The organism is Alicyclobacillus pomorum DSM 14955 (assembly GCF_000472905.1).
Taxonomy (GTDB): domain Bacteria; phylum Bacillota; class Bacilli; order Alicyclobacillales; family Alicyclobacillaceae; genus Alicyclobacillus_A; species Alicyclobacillus_A pomorum.
In genome coordinates, this window is sequence record NZ_AXAR01000002.1 from 151,141 (window position 1) to 175,068 (window position 23,928).

The 23,928-nt window shown below is 56.8% G+C and carries 25 protein-coding genes; 5 read left to right on the forward strand and 20 right to left on the reverse strand.

What is annotated here, in order from left to right:
- Window positions 1-289 precede the first annotated feature (289 nt).
- The 5 genes from YWK_RS0102950 to upp all read right to left on the reverse strand — a co-directional run bounded on the left by YWK_RS0102950 (window position 290) and on the right by upp (window position 4,463).
- On the reverse strand, window positions 290-655 hold the full coding sequence (locus YWK_RS0102950) for an ArsR/SmtB family transcription factor (RefSeq protein WP_425387169.1): 366 nt from the start codon (window positions 653-655) through the stop codon (window positions 290-292).
- Window positions 618-1,037: an SRPBCC family protein gene (locus YWK_RS0102955; RefSeq protein WP_035465850.1), complete on the reverse strand. Its 420-nt coding sequence runs from the start codon at window positions 1,035-1,037 to the stop codon at window positions 618-620. Before YWK_RS0102955 ends, YWK_RS0102950 begins: the two co-directional genes overlap by 38 nt.
- Window positions 1,038-1,302: 265 nt before the next feature.
- On the reverse strand, window positions 1,303-2,487 hold the full coding sequence (locus YWK_RS0102960) for an acetyl-CoA C-acetyltransferase (RefSeq protein WP_026963618.1): 1,185 nt from the start codon (window positions 2,485-2,487) through the stop codon (window positions 1,303-1,305).
- A 111-nt stretch (window positions 2,488-2,598) separates the two neighbouring features.
- Entirely contained in the window at window positions 2,599-3,750 is a 1,152-nt protein-coding gene (wecB, locus tag YWK_RS0102965; RefSeq protein ID WP_035465918.1) for a non-hydrolyzing UDP-N-acetylglucosamine 2-epimerase, read from the reverse strand.
- Between the two features lie 83 nt (window positions 3,751-3,833).
- Complete coding sequence (gene upp / locus YWK_RS0102970; RefSeq protein WP_026963620.1) at window positions 3,834-4,463, reverse strand: uracil phosphoribosyltransferase; 630 nt, start codon at window positions 4,461-4,463, stop codon at window positions 3,834-3,836.
- A 272-nt stretch (window positions 4,464-4,735) separates the two neighbouring features.
- Here upp and YWK_RS0102975 point away from each other — a divergent pair, with 272 nt between their 5' ends.
- The 3 genes from YWK_RS0102975 to YWK_RS0102985 all read left to right on the forward strand — a co-directional run bounded on the left by YWK_RS0102975 (window position 4,736) and on the right by YWK_RS0102985 (window position 8,745).
- Complete coding sequence (locus YWK_RS0102975) at window positions 4,736-5,902, forward strand: MGDG synthase family glycosyltransferase (RefSeq protein ID WP_026963621.1); 1,167 nt, start codon at window positions 4,736-4,738, stop codon at window positions 5,900-5,902.
- A gap of 71 nt (window positions 5,903-5,973) precedes the next feature.
- Complete coding sequence (locus YWK_RS0102980) at window positions 5,974-7,290, forward strand: MFS transporter (protein ID WP_026963622.1); 1,317 nt, start codon at window positions 5,974-5,976, stop codon at window positions 7,288-7,290.
- Between the two features lie 147 nt (window positions 7,291-7,437).
- Window positions 7,438-8,745, forward strand: coding sequence for a polysaccharide deacetylase family protein (locus tag YWK_RS0102985; protein WP_026963623.1), 1,308 nt, complete (start codon window positions 7,438-7,440; stop codon window positions 8,743-8,745).
- Window positions 8,746-8,789: 44 nt separating this feature from the next.
- Here the strand turns inward: YWK_RS0102985 and YWK_RS0102990 are convergent, their stop codons facing one another.
- From YWK_RS0102990 to YWK_RS0103025, 8 genes are all read right to left on the reverse strand, one after another.
- Complete coding sequence (locus YWK_RS0102990; protein ID WP_026963624.1) at window positions 8,790-9,752, reverse strand: LLM class oxidoreductase; 963 nt, start codon at window positions 9,750-9,752, stop codon at window positions 8,790-8,792.
- 109 nt (window positions 9,753-9,861) lie between these two features.
- A complete protein-coding gene (locus YWK_RS0102995; RefSeq protein ID WP_026963625.1) occupies window positions 9,862-10,188 on the reverse strand; it encodes an ArsR/SmtB family transcription factor in 327 nt (108 codons plus the stop codon).
- Window positions 10,189-10,281: 93 nt separating this feature from the next.
- Window positions 10,282-11,535, reverse strand: a complete 1,254-nt coding sequence (locus tag YWK_RS0103000) for a serine hydroxymethyltransferase (RefSeq protein ID WP_026963626.1) — start codon at window positions 11,533-11,535, stop codon at window positions 10,282-10,284.
- Window positions 11,536-11,604: 69 nt separating this feature from the next.
- On the reverse strand, window positions 11,605-12,240 hold the full coding sequence (locus tag YWK_RS0103005) for a TIGR01440 family protein (RefSeq protein WP_051375012.1): 636 nt from the start codon (window positions 12,238-12,240) through the stop codon (window positions 11,605-11,607).
- Entirely contained in the window at window positions 12,240-12,686 is a 447-nt protein-coding gene (gene rpiB / locus YWK_RS0103010; protein ID WP_026963628.1) for a ribose 5-phosphate isomerase B, read from the reverse strand. The genes YWK_RS0103005 and rpiB overlap by 1 nt, the downstream gene beginning before the upstream one ends.
- A complete protein-coding gene (locus tag YWK_RS0103015) occupies window positions 12,683-13,162 on the reverse strand; it encodes a low molecular weight protein arginine phosphatase (protein WP_026963629.1) in 480 nt (159 codons plus the stop codon). The genes rpiB and YWK_RS0103015 overlap by 4 nt, the downstream gene beginning before the upstream one ends.
- Before the next feature lie 157 nt (window positions 13,163-13,319).
- A complete protein-coding gene (locus YWK_RS20765) occupies window positions 13,320-13,865 on the reverse strand; it encodes a polysaccharide deacetylase family protein (protein WP_026963630.1) in 546 nt (181 codons plus the stop codon).
- 73 nt (window positions 13,866-13,938) lie between these two features.
- The gene (locus YWK_RS0103025; RefSeq protein ID WP_245578492.1) at window positions 13,939-14,496 is read right to left on the reverse strand and encodes a manganese efflux pump MntP; all 558 of its coding nucleotides are present in this window, start codon (window positions 14,494-14,496) and stop codon (window positions 13,939-13,941) included.
- Between the two features lie 194 nt (window positions 14,497-14,690).
- On the opposite strand from YWK_RS0103025, the gene YWK_RS20770 reads away from it, so the two are divergent.
- Entirely contained in the window at window positions 14,691-16,370 is a 1,680-nt protein-coding gene (locus YWK_RS20770; RefSeq protein ID WP_051375015.1) for a GDSL-type esterase/lipase family protein, read from the forward strand.
- Here the strand turns inward: YWK_RS20770 and YWK_RS0103035 are convergent.
- The 5 genes from YWK_RS0103035 to rpmE form a co-directional block, all read right to left on the reverse strand.
- Entirely contained in the window at window positions 16,321-17,379 is a 1,059-nt protein-coding gene (locus YWK_RS0103035; protein WP_035465852.1) for an L-threonylcarbamoyladenylate synthase, read from the reverse strand. The genes YWK_RS20770 and YWK_RS0103035 overlap by 50 nt on opposite strands.
- A gap of 95 nt (window positions 17,380-17,474) precedes the next feature.
- Window positions 17,475-18,170, reverse strand: coding sequence for a stage II sporulation protein R (spoIIR, locus tag YWK_RS0103040; RefSeq protein WP_026963633.1), 696 nt, complete (start codon window positions 18,168-18,170; stop codon window positions 17,475-17,477).
- 101 nt (window positions 18,171-18,271) lie between these two features.
- Entirely contained in the window at window positions 18,272-19,207 is a 936-nt protein-coding gene (gene prmC / locus YWK_RS0103045; RefSeq protein WP_245578493.1) for a peptide chain release factor N(5)-glutamine methyltransferase, read from the reverse strand.
- Between the two features lie 63 nt (window positions 19,208-19,270).
- Complete coding sequence (gene prfA / locus YWK_RS0103050) at window positions 19,271-20,341, reverse strand: peptide chain release factor 1 (RefSeq protein ID WP_026963635.1); 1,071 nt, start codon at window positions 20,339-20,341, stop codon at window positions 19,271-19,273.
- Window positions 20,342-20,607: 266 nt separating this feature from the next.
- Window positions 20,608-20,820, reverse strand: coding sequence for a 50S ribosomal protein L31 (gene rpmE, locus YWK_RS0103055; RefSeq protein WP_026963636.1), 213 nt, complete (start codon window positions 20,818-20,820; stop codon window positions 20,608-20,610).
- Window positions 20,821-21,085: 265 nt separating this feature from the next.
- Here rpmE and YWK_RS22615 point away from each other — a divergent pair, with 265 nt between their 5' ends.
- Window positions 21,086-21,214: a hypothetical protein gene (locus YWK_RS22615; protein WP_281172225.1), complete on the forward strand. Its 129-nt coding sequence runs from the start codon at window positions 21,086-21,088 to the stop codon at window positions 21,212-21,214.
- Between the two features lie 51 nt (window positions 21,215-21,265).
- Here the strand turns inward: YWK_RS22615 and YWK_RS0103065 are convergent, their stop codons facing one another.
- Complete coding sequence (locus YWK_RS0103065) at window positions 21,266-22,489, reverse strand: radical SAM family protein (protein WP_051375060.1); 1,224 nt, start codon at window positions 22,487-22,489, stop codon at window positions 21,266-21,268.
- A 114-nt stretch (window positions 22,490-22,603) separates the two neighbouring features.
- Entirely contained in the window at window positions 22,604-23,857 is a 1,254-nt protein-coding gene (gene rho / locus YWK_RS0103070; RefSeq protein ID WP_026963638.1) for a transcription termination factor Rho, read from the reverse strand.
- Window positions 23,858-23,928 lie beyond the last annotated feature (71 nt).

The following is a 23,928-nucleotide window of genomic DNA, read 5'->3' on the forward strand; positions in this document are numbered from 1 at the left end:
TCGCTTACGCCCGATAGATACTTCAGGAACTAAAAGAAAGCGTTCTCAGAGAGTTGCATCTGACCATCCAATGGGATCCAGGCATCCTCGATACATGGTTCGGCTTGTCCAACGAATGGAGATTGCGCGGTTTTTCCCCTTCCCTTCAAGCAACCAGCCCTCCTATAGTGTACCTGAACCGCTCTGTGTGTGATCACCGTTTTCATCATGAAAAGGGATTCCACGTCCCTTGAAGCGGAATCCCTTTTCATTCAATGTACTGAAACGTCCCAGATGCCTCTTGTAACCACTATTCATCCTCACATTCCACGTAGTCCTTTAGAGCGGACAGCTTTTCATCCCAATATTGTTCAAAAAAGGCGAGCCATTGTTTTACTTTGGCCAAAGGCTGCGGCTGGGCCTTGTAACGAGTTTCTCTCCCAATCCGGCGACGACTGACAAGCCCCGCATCGGAAAGAACTTGCAAATGTTTGTTGACAGCGGTTCGACTGATTGGGAAGCGTTCTACGATGGAAGCGATAGGCATTTCCTTGTCAGCAAGCAATCTTAATATCTTACGGCGCGTAGGGTCCGCAATGGCCTGAAATACATCGTGCTTCGACTCGGAAGCAGCCAATTCAAGCCTCGATGTACGAGGGAAGCTTCTCTTTGACAATTTTCTCCCACCCGCCGTCCATGATGCTGCGAACGTTCGAGTGCGGCTGTCCAAACTTCGTGACTTTGTCTGCATCCCAACCAGAGTGAATCAGTGTGAACTCCGTTTTACCCTCTTCCAGCTCCCGAAGTTCAAATACAACGTGCCAATCCTTGTCCCAATCCAAGCCAAGACGGTGCGGAGGATTGAGTTCTGTTACTTTACAAGGTGAGTCGCCGTACGGACCGGCACGAAGTATGAATTCACGTCCTAGAACAGGTTCGAACGTGTTCGGCATCCACCATGCCGAAATTCCTTCTGACGTTGCAACAGCTTTCCACACCTTCTCAATCGGTGCATTCAATACAACGGTTTTACGGATTTCTGGCAATTTCTCTCCCAAAGGAAATACCTCCTCGTCGCCTAGATATAACACCTAAGGGTGTCACATCGGATTATAACACCTTTTGGTGATATATCAATTACCATAGACTGCTGCCCGCTCGCACGGTTTCCGTTGGATTCCAGCCAAGATTGTGTCCATCTCTCGTGTTCAACATTCTGATGGATCCGCATGATCCATGCAGACAGAAAGCGCCTACCCGTCGGCAGGCGCTGAATGAAGATAAGTGAGAGTCTACACTCTGTTCAAACAAACCACGTTCGCCTTACAGGCGCTCAACCACCATGGCGACGCCTTGGCCGCCACCGATGCAAAGTGTGGCGAGTCCGTAGCGCCCCTCACGCTTTTGCAGCTCGTGCAACAGCGTGACCAGTACGCGGGCACCGCTTGCGCCAATCGGGTGACCGAGCGCAATGGCGCCACCGTTGACGTTGAGCCTCTCAGGGTTAAACTCGAGGTCACGCCCGACAGCCAGTGCTTGCGCGGCAAACGCCTCGTTTGCTTCCACGAGGTCCATGTCCTCCACTGCGAGACCGGCTTTGCCCAAGGCCTTCCTCGTCGCGTCAATCGGACCGAGGCCCATGACGGACGGATCCACACCTGCGCTGCCATAGCTGACCACGCGGGCAAGCGGTTTGAGGCCGAGCTCGTTCGCTTTCTCTGCACTCATCACAACGAGAGCCGCCGCACCATCGTTGATACCTGATGCGTTGCCGGCGGTCACAGTACCGTCTTTCTTAAATGCAGGGCGCAGTTTGGCGAGGGTTTCTTTCGTGGTTCCAGCACGCGGGAACTCGTCGGTATCAAACACAAGAGGATCTCCCTTGCGTTGGGGAACTTCGACGGGGACGATTTCATCCTTAAACTTGCCTGCTTTCAGTGCCACTTCCGCTCTCTGCTGACTGCGCGCAGCGAATTCATCCTGCTCTTCCCGCGTCAAACCGTAGCGCTCAGCGATGTTTTCAGCGGTGATGCCCATGTGAATGTCGCAGAACGCGCACCAGAGGCCATCGCGGATCATACTGTCAACGACTTTTTGGTCGCCCATCCGGAAACCGTTGCGGGCGCCTGACAACAAATAGGGCGCATTGGACATGCTCTCCATGCCACCGGCGACCAGAATGTCTGTATCTCCAGCTCGAATGGCTTGCGCAGCCAACATCACGGCTTTCAAGCCAGACCCACACACCTTGTTAATGGTGGTGGCAGGCACGGTCTCTGGAAGCCCAGCCTTGATGGACGCCTGCCGCGCTGGATTCTGACCCAGCCCTGCTTGCAAAACGTTGCCCATGTATACTTCCTCGACTTGCGCTTTGTCCACGCCAGCGCGATTCAGGGCCGCTTCAATCACGACGCTCCCGAGCTCTGTCGCTGAAAGTGAAGACAACGTCCCCATAAAGCTTCCAATCGCGGTGCGAACCGCGCTGACAATCACAACTTCCTTGCCCATCGAAATTCCTCCCCGTCGAATCTGGTATCTCCTCTCCAGCGCCCTCGCAGCAGACGCCAAGTCAAAACCCTCTCGCCATGGAGCTCTTGCCCGAGCTCAGTGAGACTCTTCCTATCGTTGCAAGTCGTTGCTCATGCCAACACGGTACGTGAACGGTTCAGGCCGCGGACCACGGCCAAAATAGTGCAGAATGGCTTGGACAATCCGCTCCGACGCATAGCCGTCCCCATACGGGTTCTTGCGCCCCGCCATATCCCGGTACGCCTGTTCGTCCGTGAGTAGGTGCACCGCTTCGTTGTATATATCCTCCTGGTTGGTGCCGACCAACTTCAACGTTCCGGCGGAAATTCCCTCCGGACGCTCTGTGGTGTCTCTGAGGACCAGTACAGGGACGCCGAGGGATGGCGCCTCTTCCTGAATGCCCCCTGAGTCCGTCAGAATGAGCGTCGACCGCGCCAGAAAGTTGTGGTTGTCGACGACGCCCAGCGGATCAATCAAGTGAATTCGCGGATGTCCGCCGAGAATGTCAAACGCGACTTCGCGTACACTTGGGTTCAAGTGCACAGGGTAGACAAGGTGAACATCCTCAAATGTATCCGCGAGCTGCCTTGCGGCGTTGCAAATATTATGCAGTTTTTCGCCCAAATTCTCCCGTCTGTGCGACGTCATGTAGATCAACCGAGCACCTTTGGGAATGCTGTCGAGTACAGGGTGCTGATACGACTGGCGGACGGTCGTCTTCATGGCGTCTACGACAGTGTTGCCAGTGACAAACACCTTTTCCGGCGACTTGCCTTCCCGCCACAGGTTTTCAGCCGCCCATGTGGTGGGGGCGAAGTACAAGTCACAGAGGACGTCGGCCAACTGCCGATTCATCTCCTCTGGAAATGGACTGTATTTGTCGTATGTGCGCAACCCCGCCTCCACGTGACCAATGGCCGTCTGATGATAAAACGCAGCCAGCGCAGCGGCAAACGTAGTGGTGGTATCTCCGTGCACCAGGACGATGTCCGGCTTGCGCGCGGCAATCACGTCCTCGAGGCCAGAGAGCGCCTTGCGAGTAATGGTTCCGAGGCTTTGTTTCGGTTCCATGATATCGAGGTCGTCGTCGGGATGAATATCGAAGACCTCGAGCACTTGGTCCAGCATCTCGCGGTGCTGTGCAGTGACGCAGACAAGGGATTCAATCCCTTCCTGCTGTTCGAGTACTTTCACAAGCGGCGCCATCTTCACGGCTTCCGGCCGTGTTCCGAACACCGTCATCACCTTGATGGGCGTATCCACAAGCGGACCTCCTCGTACGGCGTTGTTTCACGTGTGAATCTCGGGGCACTGCTTGGCGACGCCTAACGAGTACCAAACAGCCTGTCGCCCGCGTCGCCTAACCCTGGCACAATGTAGCCGTGTTCGTTCAATCCCTCGTCCACGGCGGCCACGTAGATGTCGACGTCAGGGTGGGACGCCTGGACTTTCTCAATACCAACCGGTGCAGCGACGAGGCACATCAGTTTGATGTTCGTTGCGCCGCGGTCCTTGACAGCAGAAATGGCTGCGACGGCCGATCCGCCCGTGGCCAGCATAGGATCCACTACAATCACGTCGCGCTCCTCGATATGAGGCGGCAGTTTGCAGTAGTACTCGACGGGCTTGAGCGTTTCTGGATCCCGGTATAGTCCCACATGTCCGACTTTCGCGTTCGGAATCATGGCGAGGATACCGTCCACCATGCCCAGGCCGGCGCGCAAAACGGGCACCAGAGCGAGCGTCTTGCCTTCAATGACCTTGGTTTTCGCGGGTGCCACAGGGGTCTGTACTTCCGTCTCCACCAATGGCAGGGAGCGAGTGATTTCGTACGCCATCAACATGGCTACTTCCTGAACAAGTTGACGAAACTCCTTCGTGCCGGTTTCCTTGGACCGGATGAACGTCAATTTGTGTTGAATCAACGGGTGATCTAAGACGTGGACTTGTCCCACGATGAATGGACACTCCTTTTTCAGCGGTTGTCCGTGCGAAAAGCCAAACGCCGCATGCTGTGGAGAATTTCACGCACAAAGCGTTGTCCGTGACTTTCGAGTTGGACATTCCTTTTTCGTCGCTATCCGTCATATACTATCCAATAGGTTGTCTATCGTTGCAATTATACCAGAAGGCTGTACCACAAAGCAGTTGCCATCGCCGATTATGGTATAATGTGGTCACCTTTTTTGCTGACTTTCGCTAAAGCTCCTGAGAGGAGGTGCTCATCGTGTCCTCTTTAAAGAAACTGCTTATCCTGTCGGCTTCGTACGGCGAAGGCCACCAACAGGCGGCGGTTGCAATTCGCGACGCGCTGAAGAACATGAGCCCTCATACGGAAGTGAAGATCATCGACTATATGCGCAGTGTGCATCCGATGCTCGACTCTGTGATGAAGTACTGTTACTTGAACAGCGTCCGGTTTGCACCTGCACTGTACGGTTGGTTTTATAAAGGAACCAGTCAGATCCCACCCTCCTCCATCATCCAGCGCCAGTTGAATTCGCTGGGCATCGACGAAATGGAGGAAACGCTTCGTGAATACCAGCCCGACGTCGTGTTGGCCACGTTCCCAACACCCGCGGGCGTGGTGTCGTACTTGAAGCAACAGGGTAAAGTCGACGTGCCTCTGGCCACGGTTATCACGGACCACGCGATTCACAGCCAGTGGATTCACCCGTTCACGGACGCGTACTTCGTGGGGTCTGAACACGTCCGTAAGGGCATGCTCGCACGCGGCATTCCGAGTGACGCCATTCACGTGACCGGGATTCCTGTTCGCCCCGCGTTTTTGCAGTCGTTCGACCGCGAAGCGCTCTGCAAGAAGTACGGCCTACGCCCAGAAATCCCGACCGTTTTGGTCATGGGTGGCGGCTACGGCGTGATGGGCGACGTCAATCAAATCTGTGAAGAGTTGTTTCAATATCCGTACCCAGTGCAAGTGATTGTAGTGGCGGGCAAAAACAAGCGCATGAAAATGCAGCTGGACGAAGCCGTGAAAACGGCTACGCGCCCGGCCTGGGTGTACGGCTTTGTGTCGGAAGTGTACGAGCTGATGGCCGTGGCAGACTTGATGTTGACGAAGGCCGGCGGTCTCACCATCTCGGAGGCACTGGCGGTTCAGTTGCCGATGCTGTTATATCGGCCCATTCCGGGACAAGAAGTGCAAAACGCGAAGTTCTTGGTCCGCTCCGGCGTGGCCGTTCTCGCCCGCAACCGCAAGCAGGTGAGCGAGCATCTGTACGACCTGTTGGTGAAAAATCCAGAAAAGCGGGCGTCGATGAAAGCGAAAGCGCTAAAGGTCCGAAAAGTGAACTCCGCGGAAGACATTGCGGAAATTTTGATGGACCTCGCAAATCGAAACAAATCTCGGGCACACTACCACTACCAGCATTAATCCGCGTCAGCGAACGCCGGCCATTCCCCAGGTCATTGCTGGGATGACTAGCGACTGCAAGGAGTGGTTTAATGAACATTCGTACGTGGGTGTCATCCCGACTCTCCAAGTGGCTGGAACCGGAGCTGTTTCAGCCATTTGTATTTGGTGTCCTGATCTCCCTGACGCTGTCTGAATTTGTTCGCGGTGCCCTGACGCTCTCCATGATTCCTACATATGGCAAGAGCGTCCTCGGCTTCGCAGTGGAATGGACGTCACTCGCGCTATCCATCCACTACCTGGCGGACAACCTGCTGAGATCCCCCGCGGGTTGGATTGCGGACAAATTCGGCCAGCGCACCCTCCTGTTGACCGGCTTTGGCATCGCCTTGATATCCATCTTCTGGATGATGCACGCGACCACCATCTGGAGCTTGATTGGCAGCCTTGCGCTGTACGGATTTGGCGTCACGCCCATGTGGCCCTCGGCCATCTCTGGCATCGGTCTCGCGACGCCGGAAAAAAGCCGAGCACAATTCATGGGCTACCTGTACATCTTCTGGCTCGCCGGAACCGGACTCGGCCCTATAGTGATCAACCTGATTATCGGCCGGACCTATACGGTGGCGTTCTGGCTGCTGATAGCGGTGGATATTGCCGCATTTGCACTGGTGTGGATACTGGTTCGCAAAGGAACCATCCGCGTCCACGGCGCTGCTGTGGAGAAAAGACACCATGCACACATCGGCAGAGCACAGTACTGGCAATCATTGTGGAGAAATGTCAAGGAAGCGGCGTTTCTGTTTCCTGGCATGTTTGCCCAGACGTTCGCCGTCGCTTCACTGCTCCCCATTCTGTCGCTGTACGCCAAGCTGATTCTGCATCTGAGTGGGGCCATGTACAGTGTCATGCTCGTCTTTGGCGGAGCATTCGCCGTCTTGTTGCTGATTCCGGCCGGCAAGCTGGTGGACCACTTCGGGCCACGTAAGTTTCTCGTACCGGCGTTCCTCGTTGCGGGGCTTACGCTCGGCATCTGCCCGTTTTTTCACTCCGTTCCTGCGACGTTTGTCGCCGTTGCGGTCCTCGGCTCCTGCTACGGGTTCATCCTGCCAGCCTGGAACTCGGTGCTCGACAAGTCCATAGATCCAGACAAGAAAGGCACTCTGTGGGGCGTTTTCATGACGGTAGAAGGCCTTGGTTCAGCCGTGGGGCCGTATCTTGGTGGCCTCGTCTGGGACACCATCAGTCCCCGCGCGCCCTTTGTGGTCAGCGCTGCCGTTATCTTCGTAATGGGGCTGTTGTACATGGTTCTGCCGATTGAGCGGCCGCGAAACGTCGAACGGGTTCAGGACGAGGGCGCGGAGACCCGAGGGCGTGTTGTGTCGGTCAGGCAAAAGCAACGAACATAAGCACAACACGGCCCTTGGTGCCCGCACCGAGTGCCCGGACACTCAAAAATACCGTGAAACACCTCCTTTGTGTCCTCGCGTGGTATCATCTAGAAAGAGCCATTTCATCCGATGGACAACGGGCTGTTTAGGGAGGACGAAGCGGTTTTGCTGATACTGGTTATCCTTGGACTCCTCATCCTTATGTACATACTCTACGCACCGCTCGCCGAGCTTCTGTTCAAGCTGTTGCATATCGGCACGCTGTACAAAGGGCCCTCAACACTGCGTAACATCGCCTTGACGTTTGACGACGGGCCGGACCCACGCTATACCCCACAGGTTCTGCAAATCCTGCGGGAACACGGCGCAAGAGCAACGTTTTTCCTGGTCGGAAAGCGCGCCGAAGCGCACCCAGACCTTGTTCAAGCCATTCTCGAAGACGGCCACGAACTGGCGTCGCACGGCGATGCGCACCGCCACGCCTGGTTGCTTGACCCCATTTCCACGTGGTTGGACGTCGCACGGGGAAAGCGGCGACTGGAACAGATTGCGGGAAGGACCATTGCCTACTACCGGCCACCCTGGGGAGCGTTCAACTGGGTGACGCGGTTGGCCTGCAACGTGCTCCACCTGAAACCGACGCTCTGGTCTTTGCGTGCGATTGACTGGTTACCCGGCGAGTACGCGGACGAAGTGGTGCAACGGGTGGTCGGAGGGGCACATACGGGCGCGATTGTTCTCTGCCACGACGCAGGCGGTGCGGACAAGGCGCCACTCAACACGATTGCTGCACTGCCGGTGATTTTGGAGCAATTAGCCCAGCGAGGTTATTCCTTCACGACCGTTGGAGAGATGGAACGCGCTCTGCACGAGCAATCCGAGACCATGAAGTCGCTCTACAGCCGCTACCCGCTGTTGCGTCGCTGGTTGATTGTGCTGTGGCGCATTGTGGAGTTCGGATTCACGAAGCTGTACCACATCGAAAGCGTCAATCGGATATTCCGCATCGCACCGACCACGTGGCGCTTCGGTACCCGTACGAACGACGAAGGCGAAGTGGTCGTGACGAATGGAACCAAGGCGCTTGACCTGCACTTCCAGAACGATACGCTCATTACATTTTCGAGTGCGGACGACCATCGGGCGCTGATTCGTGGCCTGCGCATGGCGAAGGAAGGCTTTCAAGACATCGCCAAGTTGCTCCAGTACGACCCGAATTACCAGGATGTCCAGGTTGCAGTCGCCATCACACTGATGAATCGCGGCATCGAAATGCTGGGTTTCCATGTGGAGGATCTGCCTGAAACGAGAACGAAAAAGCGGCTGCAGCGTTACATGCGCTTTCTGATGGGGATGTATCACCCGGAAGGTTTCTCGCGGCTGAAGCAAGGGCGTCAAGCGTTGGAGGTTAAGCTCGTGTGGATGACGCGCGATGAGATTGTGAAGTTGTACGGGTCTGAACGGCGAAGATAACGCAGGGCGGCGATACAGCCGCCCTGCGTGTTTTGGCTACTCATTCACTTCAGCAGTGGCAGAATCTCCTCGCCAACCTCCTCCAGTACCTCGTCTGCGGGACGCCGGCCGTACTTAAAGTTCAGGATCACATGGTTCACGCCCACCTGCTGTAACCCTTCCAAGTATGCCAGCATCGCCTTACGACCGCCGCGGAATCCCAGATGAATCGGCTCCGGCGGCACATCGGGATCCTCCGTGAGATCAATGTAAAACGACTGAACCATCGGCTTGAACTGGCCAGGGGCAGCGTTGGCCAGCGCGTCTTGCCAGCGCCGGGCAATTTGCGCCTGGACAGCCAGCCCGCGCGGATACGTGATCCACCCGTCCGCCTCCCGGGCAATCCAATCCAAGCTCTGCTGGCTGTGCCCGGTCACCAGAATCGGAATCCGTCCGCTCGGCTTTGGTACCAGGTCGGCACCCTGCATGTGACCGTAGTACGGCGAGACCAGGACGGGGAACTGCTCAGACCATGCCTCGCGCATCAGCCGAAGGTTTTCGCGAAACCGGTCTCCACGTTCGTCAAAGGGCACGCCAAAAGCGGGAAACTCGACGAGACGGTCGCCGGAGCCCACGCCCATCACCAGGCGTCCGCCAGACAGTTGGTCCACCGAGGCAGCCGCCTTTGCGGTGTGCAAGGGATGCCGCAGCGACAATACGATGGATCCAGTGGCGAGGGCAATCTCCTTTGTATGAGCCGCCATCCAGCCGAGGTACACCCACGGATCATACACCTGTCCGACGTCCCCGAAATTCGGGTCTCGCAGGGGCACGTCCCGCACCCACAGAGCGGCAAACCCGAGTTCTTCCGCGCGGCGGGCAAGCTGTTCCTGGTGTTGCATGGTCGGCTCGTCTCCAACAAAGGCTTCGATGGGAAAGAAGAGACCCAGCGTCAGTTTCCCCTGGGTGAACATGCGGCGGTAGCCCCGTCCTTCCGTCACCTGCGTGGAAAGCGGTGGATGAAACATAAGATACTCCTCCTCTTGTTGAAGCACATAATATTTGTATTTCGTGAAATCCCGATATATCAGCGCGTAGAGACCCGTGCTTGCCGCCGTTGGCAACAGTACGAGTCCACTAAGACGTTCTCTCTTCGCCCTGGCCGATGACTCGCTCCAACTCGTCCAGAAACCGTCGAATGCCCGCTTCGTCCCGACGATAATAGGTCCACTGGCCAATGCGTTTCGATTGAACCAGTCCCGCTCGTTGCAATTCTGTTAAATACTGAGAAACCGTGGACTGGGAGAGGTTCACTCGCCGTTGGATCACACTCACACAGACGCCGTCTGCGTCCAAGTCGCCAACCTCCTGATCTGAAAAGTAGCGGTGAGGTTCCCTCAGCCAGTTCAGGATCTGCAGGCGTATTGGATTTGCCAAAGCTTTTAAGATCAACATCACGTCCATGACACCACTATATCGATAATTATCGATATGTGCAAGTGAAAGAAAGACCCCCTGACGGTCGCAGCCATCAGGGGGTCTGAACGATAGGTTTCCTTATTCCGCGTAGGAAACGCCTGGGTACATTGGGAAACGCTCGGTCAAGTTGCGGACAAGGCGCCGGGCGTGTGCCTTGCGGTCTTCGGTAAAGTCCGCCGAGAGTGCAACATGGAAGATTTCTGCAATCTCATCCATCGCGGCCTCGTCCATGCCACGCGTGGTGACGGCTGGCGTGCCGACACGGATGCCGCTCGTGACCATGGGGCTGGCTGGATCAAACGGAATCGTGTTCTTGTTGACCGTGATGCCAATCTCGTCGAGGCGGCGTTCGGCTTCCTTGCCTGTGAGGTTCATGTTTCGTACGTCAATCAATACGAGGTGGTTGTCCGTTCCGCCAGAAACCAACTGGAAGCCACGTTCCAGCAACCCGTTGGCGAGCGCCTTCGCGTTGGCGACAATCTTTTCGGCGTACGTCCGGAACTCCGGTTTCAGCGCTTCCCCAAGCGCTACGGCCTTTGCCGCAATGACGTGCATGAGCGGCCCGCCCTGCACCCCTGGGAACACCGCTTTGTCGATGGCTTTGGCGTGTTCGCTCGTGGTGAGAATAAGCCCGCCGCGCGGTCCGCGCAACGTTTTGTGCGTGGTGGTGGTCACGTACTGTGCGTGCGGAACAGGGGACGGATGAACCCCGGCGGCAACCAAGCCGGCGATGTGCGCCATATCCACCATCAGTACGGCGCCGACTTCGTCAGCAATTTCGCGCATCTTCGCGAAATCGATGATCCGCGGGTACGCGCTGGCGCCGGCCACAATCATTTTTACGCGATGCTCCTTGGCCGCCGTGCGCACTTCGTCATAGTTGATGGTATGTGTTTCCGGGTCCACGCCATACGCCACAAACTTGTACAGCTGCCCCGAGAAGTTCACCGGACTTCCGTGTGTCAAATGACCGCCGTGGGACAAGTTCATACCGAGTACCGTGTCGCCCGGTTGCAATGCAGAAAAGTAGACAGACATATTGGCTTGAGCTCCGGAGTGTGGCTGAACATTTACGTGCTCCGCGCCAAACAGCTGCTTTGCACGGTCGCGCGCAATGTTTTCCACCACATCGACGTACTCGCAGCCACCGTAATAACGACGCCCTGGGTATCCCTCGGCGTACTTGTTGGTGAGCACGCTCCCCATGGCGTCCATCACCGCTTCACTGACGAAGTTTTCTGAAGCAATCAGCTCAATCTTGTCGCGCTGCCGCTGCAACTCCTGTTGCATCGCTGCAGCGACTTCTGGGTCCCACGACTGCAAACGAGACATGTTTTGAATCCTCCCCACAAATCTGTCGCACGTACACCTTTCTGAGGTGCACGCCTGCGGCCTATGGTGTCAATGTTCCGACGACTTTCCGATTCGCCGGCGCGCTTCCTCCACATCGTACACCGCGCGCGCCCCGCCGACCAACGGTGGACGCGTCCTGGCCATGGTGACGTGAGCTTCTCCCACCTGATTTCTCCGGCCGCGCACGGGTACCGCCACCCGTTTTAAATGCATGCCAATGAGCGTATCCCCGATGTCCAATCCGGCATCGGCTTGAACAGACTCCACTAAGCAGGCCTGACGCAGCGCAAAGTACGCGTGCGCGGCCACGGCCCCGCCAGCACCTGGAACAGGAACTGCTGTCACGACCTTCAGGTTCAACTTCTCGGCGACCTCGGTCTCGACGACGAGCGCTCGGTTGAGGTGCTCACAGCACTGAAATGCCACAGAGCAACCGACTTCCTCTGCAAACTCAAGCACGGTCTGGACGATGGCTTCGCCGACTTCCAGAGACGTGCTGGTTCCGATTCGCCGACCGACCACTTCACTGCTGGACGCACCGACAACCAGTAACTGACCGCTGCCCAGACCGGAGGCCTGGCGCAAATCGGCCAAACACTCTTTCAATTCATGCTGAATCTGCTGAACGTTCACGTCGACTTCGGCGCCATCCAGTTCCTGGCGAACGTCGTCGCACGCACTCATCACAGATTCTCCTGCTCAATGTGGTGAACTTTGTCCAGGCGTCTGGCGTGCCGTCCGCCTTCAAAGTCAGTGGTCAGCCAAACCTTCAAGACGTCTGCCGCAACGCCTTCCCCGATGACGCGCTCGCCCATGGTCAACACGTTCGCGTCATTGTGCATGCGGGACATGCGCGCCGAGAACACGTCGTGGGCAGTGATGGCGCGAACGCCCTTCACTTTGTTGGCGGTGATGGCCATGCCAAGCCCTGTTCCACAGACCAATACCCCTCGGTCAAACGTGCCGTCAGCGACGCCCTTGGCCACTTTCACACCGTAGTCCGGGTAATCGACGGATGTCTCGTCGAACGTCCCCAAATCCTCGTAGTCCAGCGCCAACTCGTCCAGCGTCTTCTTCAACTGTTCTTTCAGGCGAAATCCAGCGTGATCACTGGCGATAGCCACTTTCATAGGACACCCCCCTTTGTCTCCAGGTAATCAATGAGCCTGGAAACTGCATTCTGCAGGTCTCGAGCACAATCTTCGTACTCCCTGTCGGATCCTCCGAACGGATCTACAATATCACATTCCACCTGTTCATTTGATGGGTCATCCGCGAGAAAGCGCCCGAGCAACGCCGTTTTACCTTTTGCCGCAGGGAATCTACGTTCCAAGTCCTGCGCGTGGGACGCCGTCATCACGAGAATGACGTCCGCCCACTGCACCAGCTCCTCTGTCACAGGTTGTGACGCGTGGTTCTGCAGAGGAATTTGACGGCGGGTCAGTGCATCTGCGGCAAGCATGGACATGGGTTGCCCCGGCACTGCGTACAACCCTGCAGATTCCACCGACCACCCCAGTCCCCGCTGATGGATTTCATGTCTCGCAAAAAAAGCCGCCATTGGACTGCGGCATGTGTTCCCTGTACAGATAAAAAGAAGGTGCACGTCGCCTACCCCCTTCAACGACGGGTCAAGCGTCCCGCTCGTCCGCCTCTCGCCATCAGGTCTATCTCCAATCAGACCGCGCGAAAGGCGTCGTACCGTGCCTTTTCTTCCAGCTTTCTTTTCAGTATATCCCTCTGCAAAACACGCATGCAACCGCTCAGGCAGAAGCCCTTGCAAAGGATGGGCCCAAGACCGCGGACGATGGCAACGAGGTATGCAACAGGGCCGCGAAGCGGCGCAAGCTCAACCCCTGATGAATCGCAATGCGACGGAGACAATACGGACCGTCTACCATCGGATCGGCGTATCCCTCGTTGGTGGTCGTCGCCAAGAGGTAACCGGCCTGTTTGACCGCACGGATGACGCGGTTGTTGTAGTCCCCGTACGGGTAGCAGAAGAACAGCACAGGGCGACCAAAATCCTTGGACAGCGTCTCTTTGGACTGCGCCACCTCACGCCACAACTGCGCTGGATTTAACTGCGTCAAATGCGGATGGTCCACGGTGTGCGACTCAAACGTGATGACCACTGGGCGTCTTGGTAATTTCGCGTGTCCCGTCATCGCGGCGTACACCTGGTCCAGCGTCACGGCGTGGAAACCACGCGCCTTGAGAAAGTCCATCTCGGACGCAAACTGGGTTGGGCTCATGGCAAACGGATCGTTTTTGATATAGGTGATATCGTGGTATTCAAGAATCGGCATCGCAAAGCCGAGAGGATTCGATGAATTAGATGAGACCATGATTGGATTTTAATGAGGAATACATGATGATGTATCACTGCGTCATGAAGTACAGGCCGTAGCCCATCAGAATGGCGGCGCCAATCAACTCTCCGTACATGCCAGCCAGTCTGTTGGCTTTGTTGCCGATTAAGAGACCAAATGCACACATCAACGCCGCGACACATCCAAACACCGCTGCGGAGACCATGCCGTACGTCGTGCTTCGTAGCCCCAGGCTGAATCCGACGGACAACGCGTCAATCGAAACCCCGACCGAAAAGAGGAGCGTCGCCGCGGCAGAGGTACCCACCGCCACCGGCTCTTCGCGTTGAAACAGTGTCGTATACGCCATGTGCAGACCCAATCCTAACAGCAAAAACGCGCCAAACCACTGCGCAATTTGCCCCATCATTCCTTGCATCAAGAGACCTGCGTAAATGCCGGCAACCGTCATGACGACGTGAGACGTACCGATGGACAGCGACAGGAGGGCAGCCCGGTTCCTGGGCAGGCCTTGCAGCCCCACGCCGACGGCCAGCGAAAAAGCATCCATGCCCAGTGCCACGGCCATCATGAAGATTTCCATCAAGTCGTGAAAGTGGTTAAGCACGGCGCTCCCCCTTTGTCCAGTCTAGTTCACTCTATGCACGAACAAAGGGGGACATGCCGATCTCCCACACCATCTGAAAACCAAGACAGGTAGCCGAGGACCTCGGTTCGCCTTACAATAGGGGTAGTGCACATTCTCTCACACGGGTACAGCCTGCGTGGTACACTGATACACCGATGGGAGGCATCGGCACCATGACAGAACGACGTCAACCCCCTCTCAGCCGTCAGCCCCAACGCGCGAAGACTCGTTGGAAGCGCGTGCTCTCTGTGGCTCTCGCCCCCATTCTTTCTGTGTCCGTAGCCATCATCGGTTGGTGGTGCATGCCGAAACCATCCATTCCTCCGGACATCGCCGCGGTAGATGCCCTTCCGCGCAGGCCCTTGACGAAGACGATGGCCTCGAATGCCGAAAACCCGGTCGGAAAGCAAGTGACAGGCGCAGCGGCTGGCAACCCTGCGGCTTCGCAAGCCGCACCACCTACGCAAAATCCAATTCCCGCCCTGCCACAAGGCGACAAAACACTCGTCGCGCTCGGCGATTCCATCACGTTTGGCTTCAACCTGCCTGGCGCCACAACATCCACGCCGTCGCCGTACGCGTTTCCATACATTGTCGGTCGCGAGGAACACTGGAAGGTCACGGATCTCGGCGTACCAGGGTGGGAAACAGCCAACCTTCTCAACGCGTTACAGACGAAACCGTACGAAAGTGCGCTGAAAAAGGCGAACGTGGTCACGCTCGATATTGGCAGCAACAATTTCCTGCACACCACGTACGCGTTGCTGGCATCCACACAGGAACAACTGCCTGCAAAAAGCGACGTCCTGTCGGACAGCCTTTATCAACAGGCGCTGCAACAATACATGCAAACCTTGCCCGAGGTCATCCGTCAAATTCGGAAGTGGACCACTGCGCAAATCATCCTGCTCAACCTGTACGATCCGTTCCCGGACGGCAGCGCCCTCCACGACATTGGCGAACAAGTGGTGGCTGCGGCCAACCAGGTGATTGACCAGACTGCCGCTTTGAACCGCTTGCCCGTGGTCGACGTCTACCGCGTCGTGAACCATCACCAGGATACTATGGTGCGGTTATCCGACCTGGACATTCACCCGACCATCGCAGGCCAACAGGCCATCGCGAACGCAGTGGTGGATGTGGTGAACCATCCTCAGTCGCATCAACCGCTGTTGCATGCTGTAGCCAGCAAATGGACGCCGGTGAATGCAACTACATCCCCCGGATCTTTAGTTATCGACTGGCTGAGCCCTGGTGACGGTGCTCTGGTGGTCGGCCGCAACGGTGACTGGCTGCAGGTCGTTACCGCGACAGGCAAAACAGGGTACGTGAAGCAAGACGATGTGTCTGTCCTCCTCCGCCGTTACCCTGACGTGAGCGTGACCGCCACGCAGCTCCCACTTCAGACAGGGATGGTCGTGGATAGTGTCACGCAGCGTTCGACCAACGTATTTGAGTGGAACGGCGTCGTATATGCTCCGGTCGCGTACCTCGCCAAAAACGCGGACGCACAAGTGACGTATCACGTGGAAACTCGGGAAGTGGACATCAACACGCCACAGCACAGTGGACTGGTGCAAACTGGGCTGTTGGATCCAGCACCTGTAGGAGGTCCTTCTGCTGCCCCGAAAGCAGAGATGCACGTGAAGATGGACGGAACGGCGCAGCCTTTGACGTTACAAGAGCAGGGGCTGGAAGTGGTGGTCGACGGAGAGCCGGTGAACCTGCAAAGTCCCGCAGTGCTTGTCAACCACCAGGTGTTCGTCCCAGCGGCCGCCTTCTGGGCAGCGCTGGGGGGTATCGTCAAACATGATACAAACGGCCTTCTGACGCTTTCTGCAAGCGGTTCATGACAGCGGCCCCCATGCCGTGCGGCGGAACACCGACAATCAGCACGTGCCTCGCGCCCGCCCGGTCAAAATGGCGCAACAGTCGGTAGAGTTCACGCGAGAGCGCCACGGCGTACGGAATCTCTGGAGGAGCGGACCAGGCAGGGTCCGCCCCTGGTACGAAATCCGCCCAGCCACTTGGCACGATGGCAGCCAGAGATTCACCGTTGTGCGCATCACAAAACGTTGCTAAGGCTCGCCGTACAGCGCCGTCTTCGCCCCACCACACGTGAACGGAGGCGTTTGGCGCATAGTGCCGGTACTTCATCCCGGGCGCTTTGGGTGCCTGTGTCGGTGAGGTAAGGTGCGGATCGAGCGAAACCGGAATGGCGAGGGCTTCCTCCAACTGCTCCTTGGTGACGCCGCCTGGGCGATAAATGACAGCGTACTCTTCCTCGATGGCGACCACCGTGGATTCCACCCCGACGTCGCACGAGCCGCCGTCGACCACGCCATCAATGACGCCTTCCATATCCTCCAGTACGTCCCCCGCCGTTGTTGGACTGGGTTTCCCGGACTTGTTTGCACTGGGAGCGGCCACTGGGCATCCTGCAAGCCGAATGAGCGTCCGAGCCACAGCGTGGTCGGGCATGCGCACCCCCACCGTGTCGGTTCCAGGCCGGACGGAGGGCGCAATCTGTTCGTTGGCTGGAAGAATCAGTGTCAGTGGCCCGGGCCAGAATACGTTCATCGCCTTTCGCGCAGGCGCAGGGAGCTGCGCTGGGTTGGCGATGACGCAAGGCAGCATTTCCACATCTGCAATATGTACAATGAGCGGATTATCCGCTGGGCGCGATTTTGCAGCAAAGATGCCACGGACCGCGCTTTCGTTGGTCGCATCGGCACCAAGGCCGTACACGGTTTCGGTAGGAAATGCGACAAGACCGCCCTGGGACAGGACGGCAGCCGGTTCACGCAATTGTCGCTCCAGCGCTGTGATATCTTCCTCGTTCTCTACGTTCCAAACGTTCATTGAAATCTCCTTCTCAAGGGATCCAACGGTCGAGCACTGGAATGTGTCAGGCTCTCCCATGCATGACCACTGAACCCCATTTTGGACACGCACATCTAGCGATTCCACAAGTGGTGAATGGCTTTCAATGCAGTTTCTCCGTAGTCTTCGACGGCAAGGCGAACTTGCACATCGCGTGGTTGTCCGTCTGGTCCAGGCACTTGAATCGTCTCCAGCGGCGGGAGGTCCGGAAATTGACCGGTGTTTGGCACTGCGTCGCCGTCGGCGATGTCTACGAAGCAGAGCGGTGGAAACAGCACACACCACCAGTTCTGCCCGCGTCCAGACCCGAGCGTAATGCGAAGCGCTTCGTACGTACCCGCCGGGTACACCTGGTTGCCGTAGACCTTCGTTGGAAACGGAACTTTGCCGATGTCAGCACTCACGGAATAATCATACCCTCGCTGGCGCATGACGTCCAAGGCGGTGGTGCGAAGCGTCGGCAGCGCGGCCTCCACCCTCGCCTCGGCCTCTTCCGCGTTCCGCGCACCTTTGACGATGGTGGCCACTTTCACCACAATGGCGTCGCGCACTTCGCGCTTCACTTCCTGATCTGCTGCACTGTCGCTGTTGGCGATAATCCGCAGCCGAAGTGCATCTTTCGGTATCGGCGCGTCATGGGGCTCCGCGATGTCGTACGTCGTTGTGTCGGGGCTTGCAGCATGTGCAGTCTGCGCCAGAACGGTTCTCCCAACACCAACGATGCAAGCCATCACGCCAAGAAAGACCAACATCCGCTTGATTGCCTCCATGACCATCCCTCCGAGGTACCGAGCCCTTCATATCGGCTCTATCACGTCTAGCAACAGTGTGTCCCCGAAATGGTAGGTTTAAACCTCAGAGATTCGTAACCTCACCGCACCCGCTCGCCCCACACAATCCGATCCACACCACGCAGGTCCTTCGCCGCGTGAAACGTCCATCCCGACCATTGGTCCTGGTGGACGTATGCAAAGAGTTCCAACACCTCTTGAGCCTGCCCCGCCCCCACTTCGAGGAAGAGCGCGGCCTGCCCAGGCGCAAACATACTTGCCCCGAGGCGGCTCAGTGCTCGGTAGATGTCGAGCCCATCGTCTCCGCCATCCAGGGCCAGCCGCGGTTCCCAGGCGCGAACTTCAGAATCTAGCTCGTTTACGTCGTGGCTGGGGATGTACGGCGGATTGCTCACCAAGACGTTCAGCTGCGTGCCGCCATCCGCTGCAGACCGTCCCAGCCAGTCGATTCCGTCTCCTTGGACAAACGTGACGCCCGCGCCGTGCTGCGTTGCATTCCTCCGGGCAATTTCCAGCGCATCCGCCGATATATCAAGCGCCCAGACGGACGTACCGGGACACTCTAAAGCCAGGGTCACGGCGATACAACCGCTGCCCGTTCCGAGATCGACCACGCGCGCGGCAGGCGCATGCTTCCGAATCCAGCCGACAGTACATTCCACGAGCATTTCCGTCTCCGGGCGAGGAATCAAGCACCCGGGCCGCACGGCAAACGGTCGTCCGTAGAACCAGGCTTCTCCCGTCACGTACTGCAGCGGTTCACCCCCTGCGCGGCGCTGTACGAGCGCTCGGAACGAGGCCTGTGCCGTGTCTGGAAGCGAATGGTCCAAGGAAATGAGAATGCGCGTGCGAGACCAGCCCGTGGCATGCTCGAGCAAAATCATCGCTTCATGTTGCACCAGGCGCGCCTGTTCTTCTGCCGGTGCGCCGACAAACGTCTGGGATTGCTTGGATAGTCCCTGATGTAAAAGGGAGGCCCCCCACGCGATGGCCTCCCTGATGGTCTGAGCTGTCACTGATATGCCTCCTGCAACGCGAATGGTAGACATGGCCCACGCTGCGTGTGCCCATAGAACCGTTTACGCTTCTGCCGCCGCCAACAATTCCGCTTGATCCGCCATAATCAACGCCTGAATAATCTCTTCCAAATCACCGTCCAACACGGACTCCAGCCGATGCAACGTCAGCCCGATGCGGTGATCCGTCACGCGGCTCTGCGGGAAGTTGTAGGTGCGAATGCGCTCACTTCGGTCACCGGTGCCGACCTGGCTCTTTCGGTTCGCCGCGAGCTCCTGCTGCCGTTCCATCTCGTACTTTTCATACAGCCGAGCCCGCAGCACACGCATGGCCTTTTCGCGGTTTTTGATCTGTGACTTTTCATCCTGACATGAAACGACAATCCCTGTCGGCAAGTGCGTAATCCGCACCGCAGACTGCGTGGTGTTGACGCTTTGTCCCCCAGGACCTGTGGAGCAGAACGTATCAATGCGGATGTCCTTCTCGTGGATTTCCACCTGAATGTCTTCGACTTCCGGCAGCACGGCCACGGTGGCGGTAGAAGTGTGGATGCGGCCACCAGACTCCGTCACCGGCACGCGCTGCACGCGGTGCGTACCGCTTTCAAACTTCAACTTGCTGTAGGCGCCTTTGCCCTGAATGGACATGGTCACTTGGCGGAAACCGTTGATATCAGTGTAGTTGGCGTCAATAATTTCCGTCTTCCAACCGTTGCGCTCGGCATAACGCGAGTACATGCGCAGCAAATCGGCCGCAAACAAGGCGGCTTCTTCGCCGCCTGCAGCGGCACGGATTTCGAGAAAGACGTTCTTGTCGTCGTTCGGATCTTTGGGCAACAGCAGCACCTGCAACTCGTGTTGCAGCCGCTCGAGTTCCTTCTCCTTGTCCTCGATTTCCATCTTCACCAAATCACGCATCTCGTCATCGAGCTTTTCGTGCAGCATTTCCTTGGCGTCGGCCAATTCCCGCTTCGCCTTTTTGTAGGCGCGGTACGTTTCCACTGTCTCCGACAGATCCGACTGCTCCTTGGAGTACTCTCGGAGTTTGTTTGTATCGCTGATGATATCCGGATTACACAGCCACTCACTGAGCAGCGTATACCGCTGTTCCATGGCTTCCAGTTTATCAAACATGACCTGCACCTCTATGCCATCCCGTTTCCGGGGTTCTCGTTCCATCTTCCGCGAGATCTCAAGATCTATTATACACGGCCCTGCACCTGGACTTTATGACAAGTCCTGTGTCAAGGCAAACGGGGTGTACAGTGCGCGATGTGCCTCGTGGACGACAGTTGCTGAGGATTGCCATGTTGCCAATCGCTGTATTGTCAAAAAGGGCCAATGTCCAGAAACGGACACTGACCCGTTTTGATAGCGCAGATACACGCTGACATCCTACATTACGCTTGAGGAGACTTGATGCCGTACTTCTTGTTGAACCTGTCAACGCGGCCACCCACGTCAACCAGCTTTTGCTTGCCGGTGAAAAACGGATGGCACTTAGAACAAATTTCAACGCGAAGATTCTCTTTGACAGAGCCGGTTTCAAACGTCTCGCCGCAAGCGCAGGTGACTGTCGTCACATGGTACTCCGGATGAATGCCGGTCTTCATGTCGTTTCACCTCGCTTTTGTATTCAACACACATAAGACACTGTTGCTCATTATATCACGCAACTCCGACGTTGTCACCCATCGGGAACGAGCAGACGCCAATAAACGAATGGTAAATTATATTTCATTTTGCAAATCGTGATACACGAATGAACAATATTTTTCCATATTTGATTGTCGAATCCCATGGTCGTCCGTAGGATCAGGATGTACCTCACATCAAGTGTTTGCCAAAACCTGAATGACGATGTAAGGAGGGGTTCGCATGAAGAAGGCGCTGAGCGTGCTGACGGTGTGTATCAGTCTGTTTGTTGGAACGGCTTCCGCGTTCGCAAGTCCGCTGGAGTTGCCGGGCTTCCACGAAGACGCCATTCACACCATCGTGGCCCAGTAAAGTTTCGAACGCGGAGTACACAGGCGGGACGCCGGCAGGGTTCCGCCTGTGTTACACTCGCCTCTTTATCGGCGGTACGTGCGTGTAAGAACCCACTTCCAAGCCCGGACACTCTGCCCGAAAGATCTCAATGACAGTTTTCATGCCCAACAGTTCACCGCGCTGCGGCGGGATCTTCGACAAGTAGTACTCTGGGTCAATATTGAGGTTGCGCATCTGCACCAGTCGTACCCCGTTGTCTCTCAGGAAATCCACCATCGCCTCTACCTCTTCTTCACGGTCCGTGACACCTGGAAACACGAGGTAATTGATGGAGGTGTACACCCCTTTGTCCGCAGCGTAGCGCAGGGTGGCTGCAACATTCTTCACGCCGTACCCACGCGGCTGATAGTAGGCGTTGTAGTGGTCGTCCAAGGCGCTGATGGTGCTCACGCGCATGAGATCCAGGCCAGCGTCCACAATGGTTTGAAGCGGCCGGGTCAATCCCCCGTTGGTATTGATGTTGATGTATCCGTCTGCCGTTTGCTCGCGTACCCTCCGAATGGCCTGCACAATGTCCGGCCAACGCGTGGCGGGCTCACCTTCACATCCTTGCCCGAAACTGACAATGCCCTCGGGGTTGCTGCGGATGTGCGTCAGCATGACGTCCACCAGTTCGTCGACGGTCGGCCGAAACTTTAGCCGCACCTGTGGAGATGGAAACGGAGCGTCGTCCGGCTGTTCCGAAATGCACCCTACACACGCCGCGTTACAGGTGGAGGAGATTGGCAAAGCGCCTTCCAGTCGCCCCAGAAACGTATTCTTTGCGGTAAGGCAACCATACGTCAGTGCGCAGTGTGACAGGTGCTCGTAAAGTCGGTTGTCAGGGTGTGCTGACAACATGCGCTCGACGGCCAGCTCCACTTCACCCTCGCCGATGGCCGAAGGATCCCACAGATCCGGATTATCGGTCGCATCTGCAGCAACCACAAACTGCCCATCCAGCCAACCGACAGCAGTATATCCGAACAAAGGCAATGTCTCGGCGTCTTTCCCGCGCTTCACGTACCCTGGGAGGTACAGTCGAGTGAATCCCTGTGGCAACAACGCGCCGACCGCGAAAGCGCGGTCGCTGAGCTTTTTCATTTGTCCAGTCTCCGGATCCACGCCAATCACGTGGGTTCCAGGCAACCATGCCAGTGTTGCGCCTTTCGGAAGCGGAATCCACTCCGACGGCTCGATGTCGGTCAGAAAGCTGCCGGTCCGACCTGTTGGCAGGTAAACATCGTGGTTCATGACTTCCCCGCGGTCATTGGCGTATACGAGCACTGGTTGTTTCACAGAATAACCTCTCTCTGATAGCACTCCAACCAAAACCAGAAGACTCCGTCGGCACACCGCCGACGCGTGTTACGCTTTCTTCTCCTTTTGCAGTTCCAGCCCTTGGAGGAATTCTTCGTTGGTCTTGTAGTGCTTGAACTTGCGGATGAACAATTCCGTAAAGTCCTGATTGTCCCCCATCGACTTGCGGATAGCCCATATCTTTTCGAGCGTTTCCTTCGGCAACAGTAACTCTTCACGGCGCGTGCCGGAGCGTCGAATGTCGAGCGCAGGAAATATGCGCTTCTCGGCAAGCCGCCGATCCAAGTGCAGTTCCAAGTTGCCGGTCCCTTTAAACTCTTCGTAAATGACGTCGTCCATACGTGACCCAGTGTCAATCAAGGCTGTGGCGAGAATGGTCAGGCTACCGCCTTCCTCCACGTTGCGTGCAGCGCCAAAGAAGCGCTTCGGTCGATGGAACGCGGCCGGATCAATACCCCCTGACAGTGTGCGGCCACTCGGCGGCACCACGAGGTTGTACGCACGTGCCAAACGCGTGATACTGTCGAGCAAAATGACGACGTCCTTTTTGTGTTCAACCAGGCGCAACGCGCGTTCCAGCACCAGTTCCGCCACTTTAATATGGTTTTCCGGTACTTCGTCAAACGTGGAAGCGATGACTTCCCCTTTCACGGACCGTTGCATGTCAGTGACTTCTTCCGGCCGTTCGTCAATCAACAGCACCAGCAGCGTCGCATCCGGGTAGTTCGTCGCCACACTGTGTGCGATTTCCTTCAACAGCAGCGTTTTTCCGGCCTTCGGCGGCGCCACAATCAAACCGCGTTGGCCAAAGCCGACGGGCGCAAACAAATCAATAATGCGCGTTGCAATTCGATCCGGTGTGGTTTCCAATTCCATTCGTTTCTGAGGAAACAGTGGAGTGAGGGCTGGGAAGTGAAGTCTTTCTGCAGCGAGGTTCGGACTGACTCCGTTGACCGCTTCGACATGCAGGAGCCCGAAGTACCGCTCATTTTCCTTTGGCGGTCTCACTTTCCCGGAGACCAAATCCCCCGTTCGAAGGTCAAACCTTCGTATCTGTGATGCGGCGACGTAGATGTCTTCCGCGCTTGGCAGGTATCCGACCGGTCGCAAGAACCCGTATCCGTCCTGCATGATTTCAAGTACGCCTTCAGCGAACATCAAGCCATCTTTCTCAGCCTGCGCTTTTAATATCGCGAAAATTAGTTCCTTTTTCTTCATGTTCCCGTAATAGGGGATCTGGAACTCCTTCGCATACTGGTACAGCTCTGTAAGCTTTTTCGATTCTAATTCATGAATATCCAATAGGCGTCCCCCGATTCTCCAATCCGTGGCTTGCAGGGCACGGCCTACAAGCCGTCTGCATTATATCATGT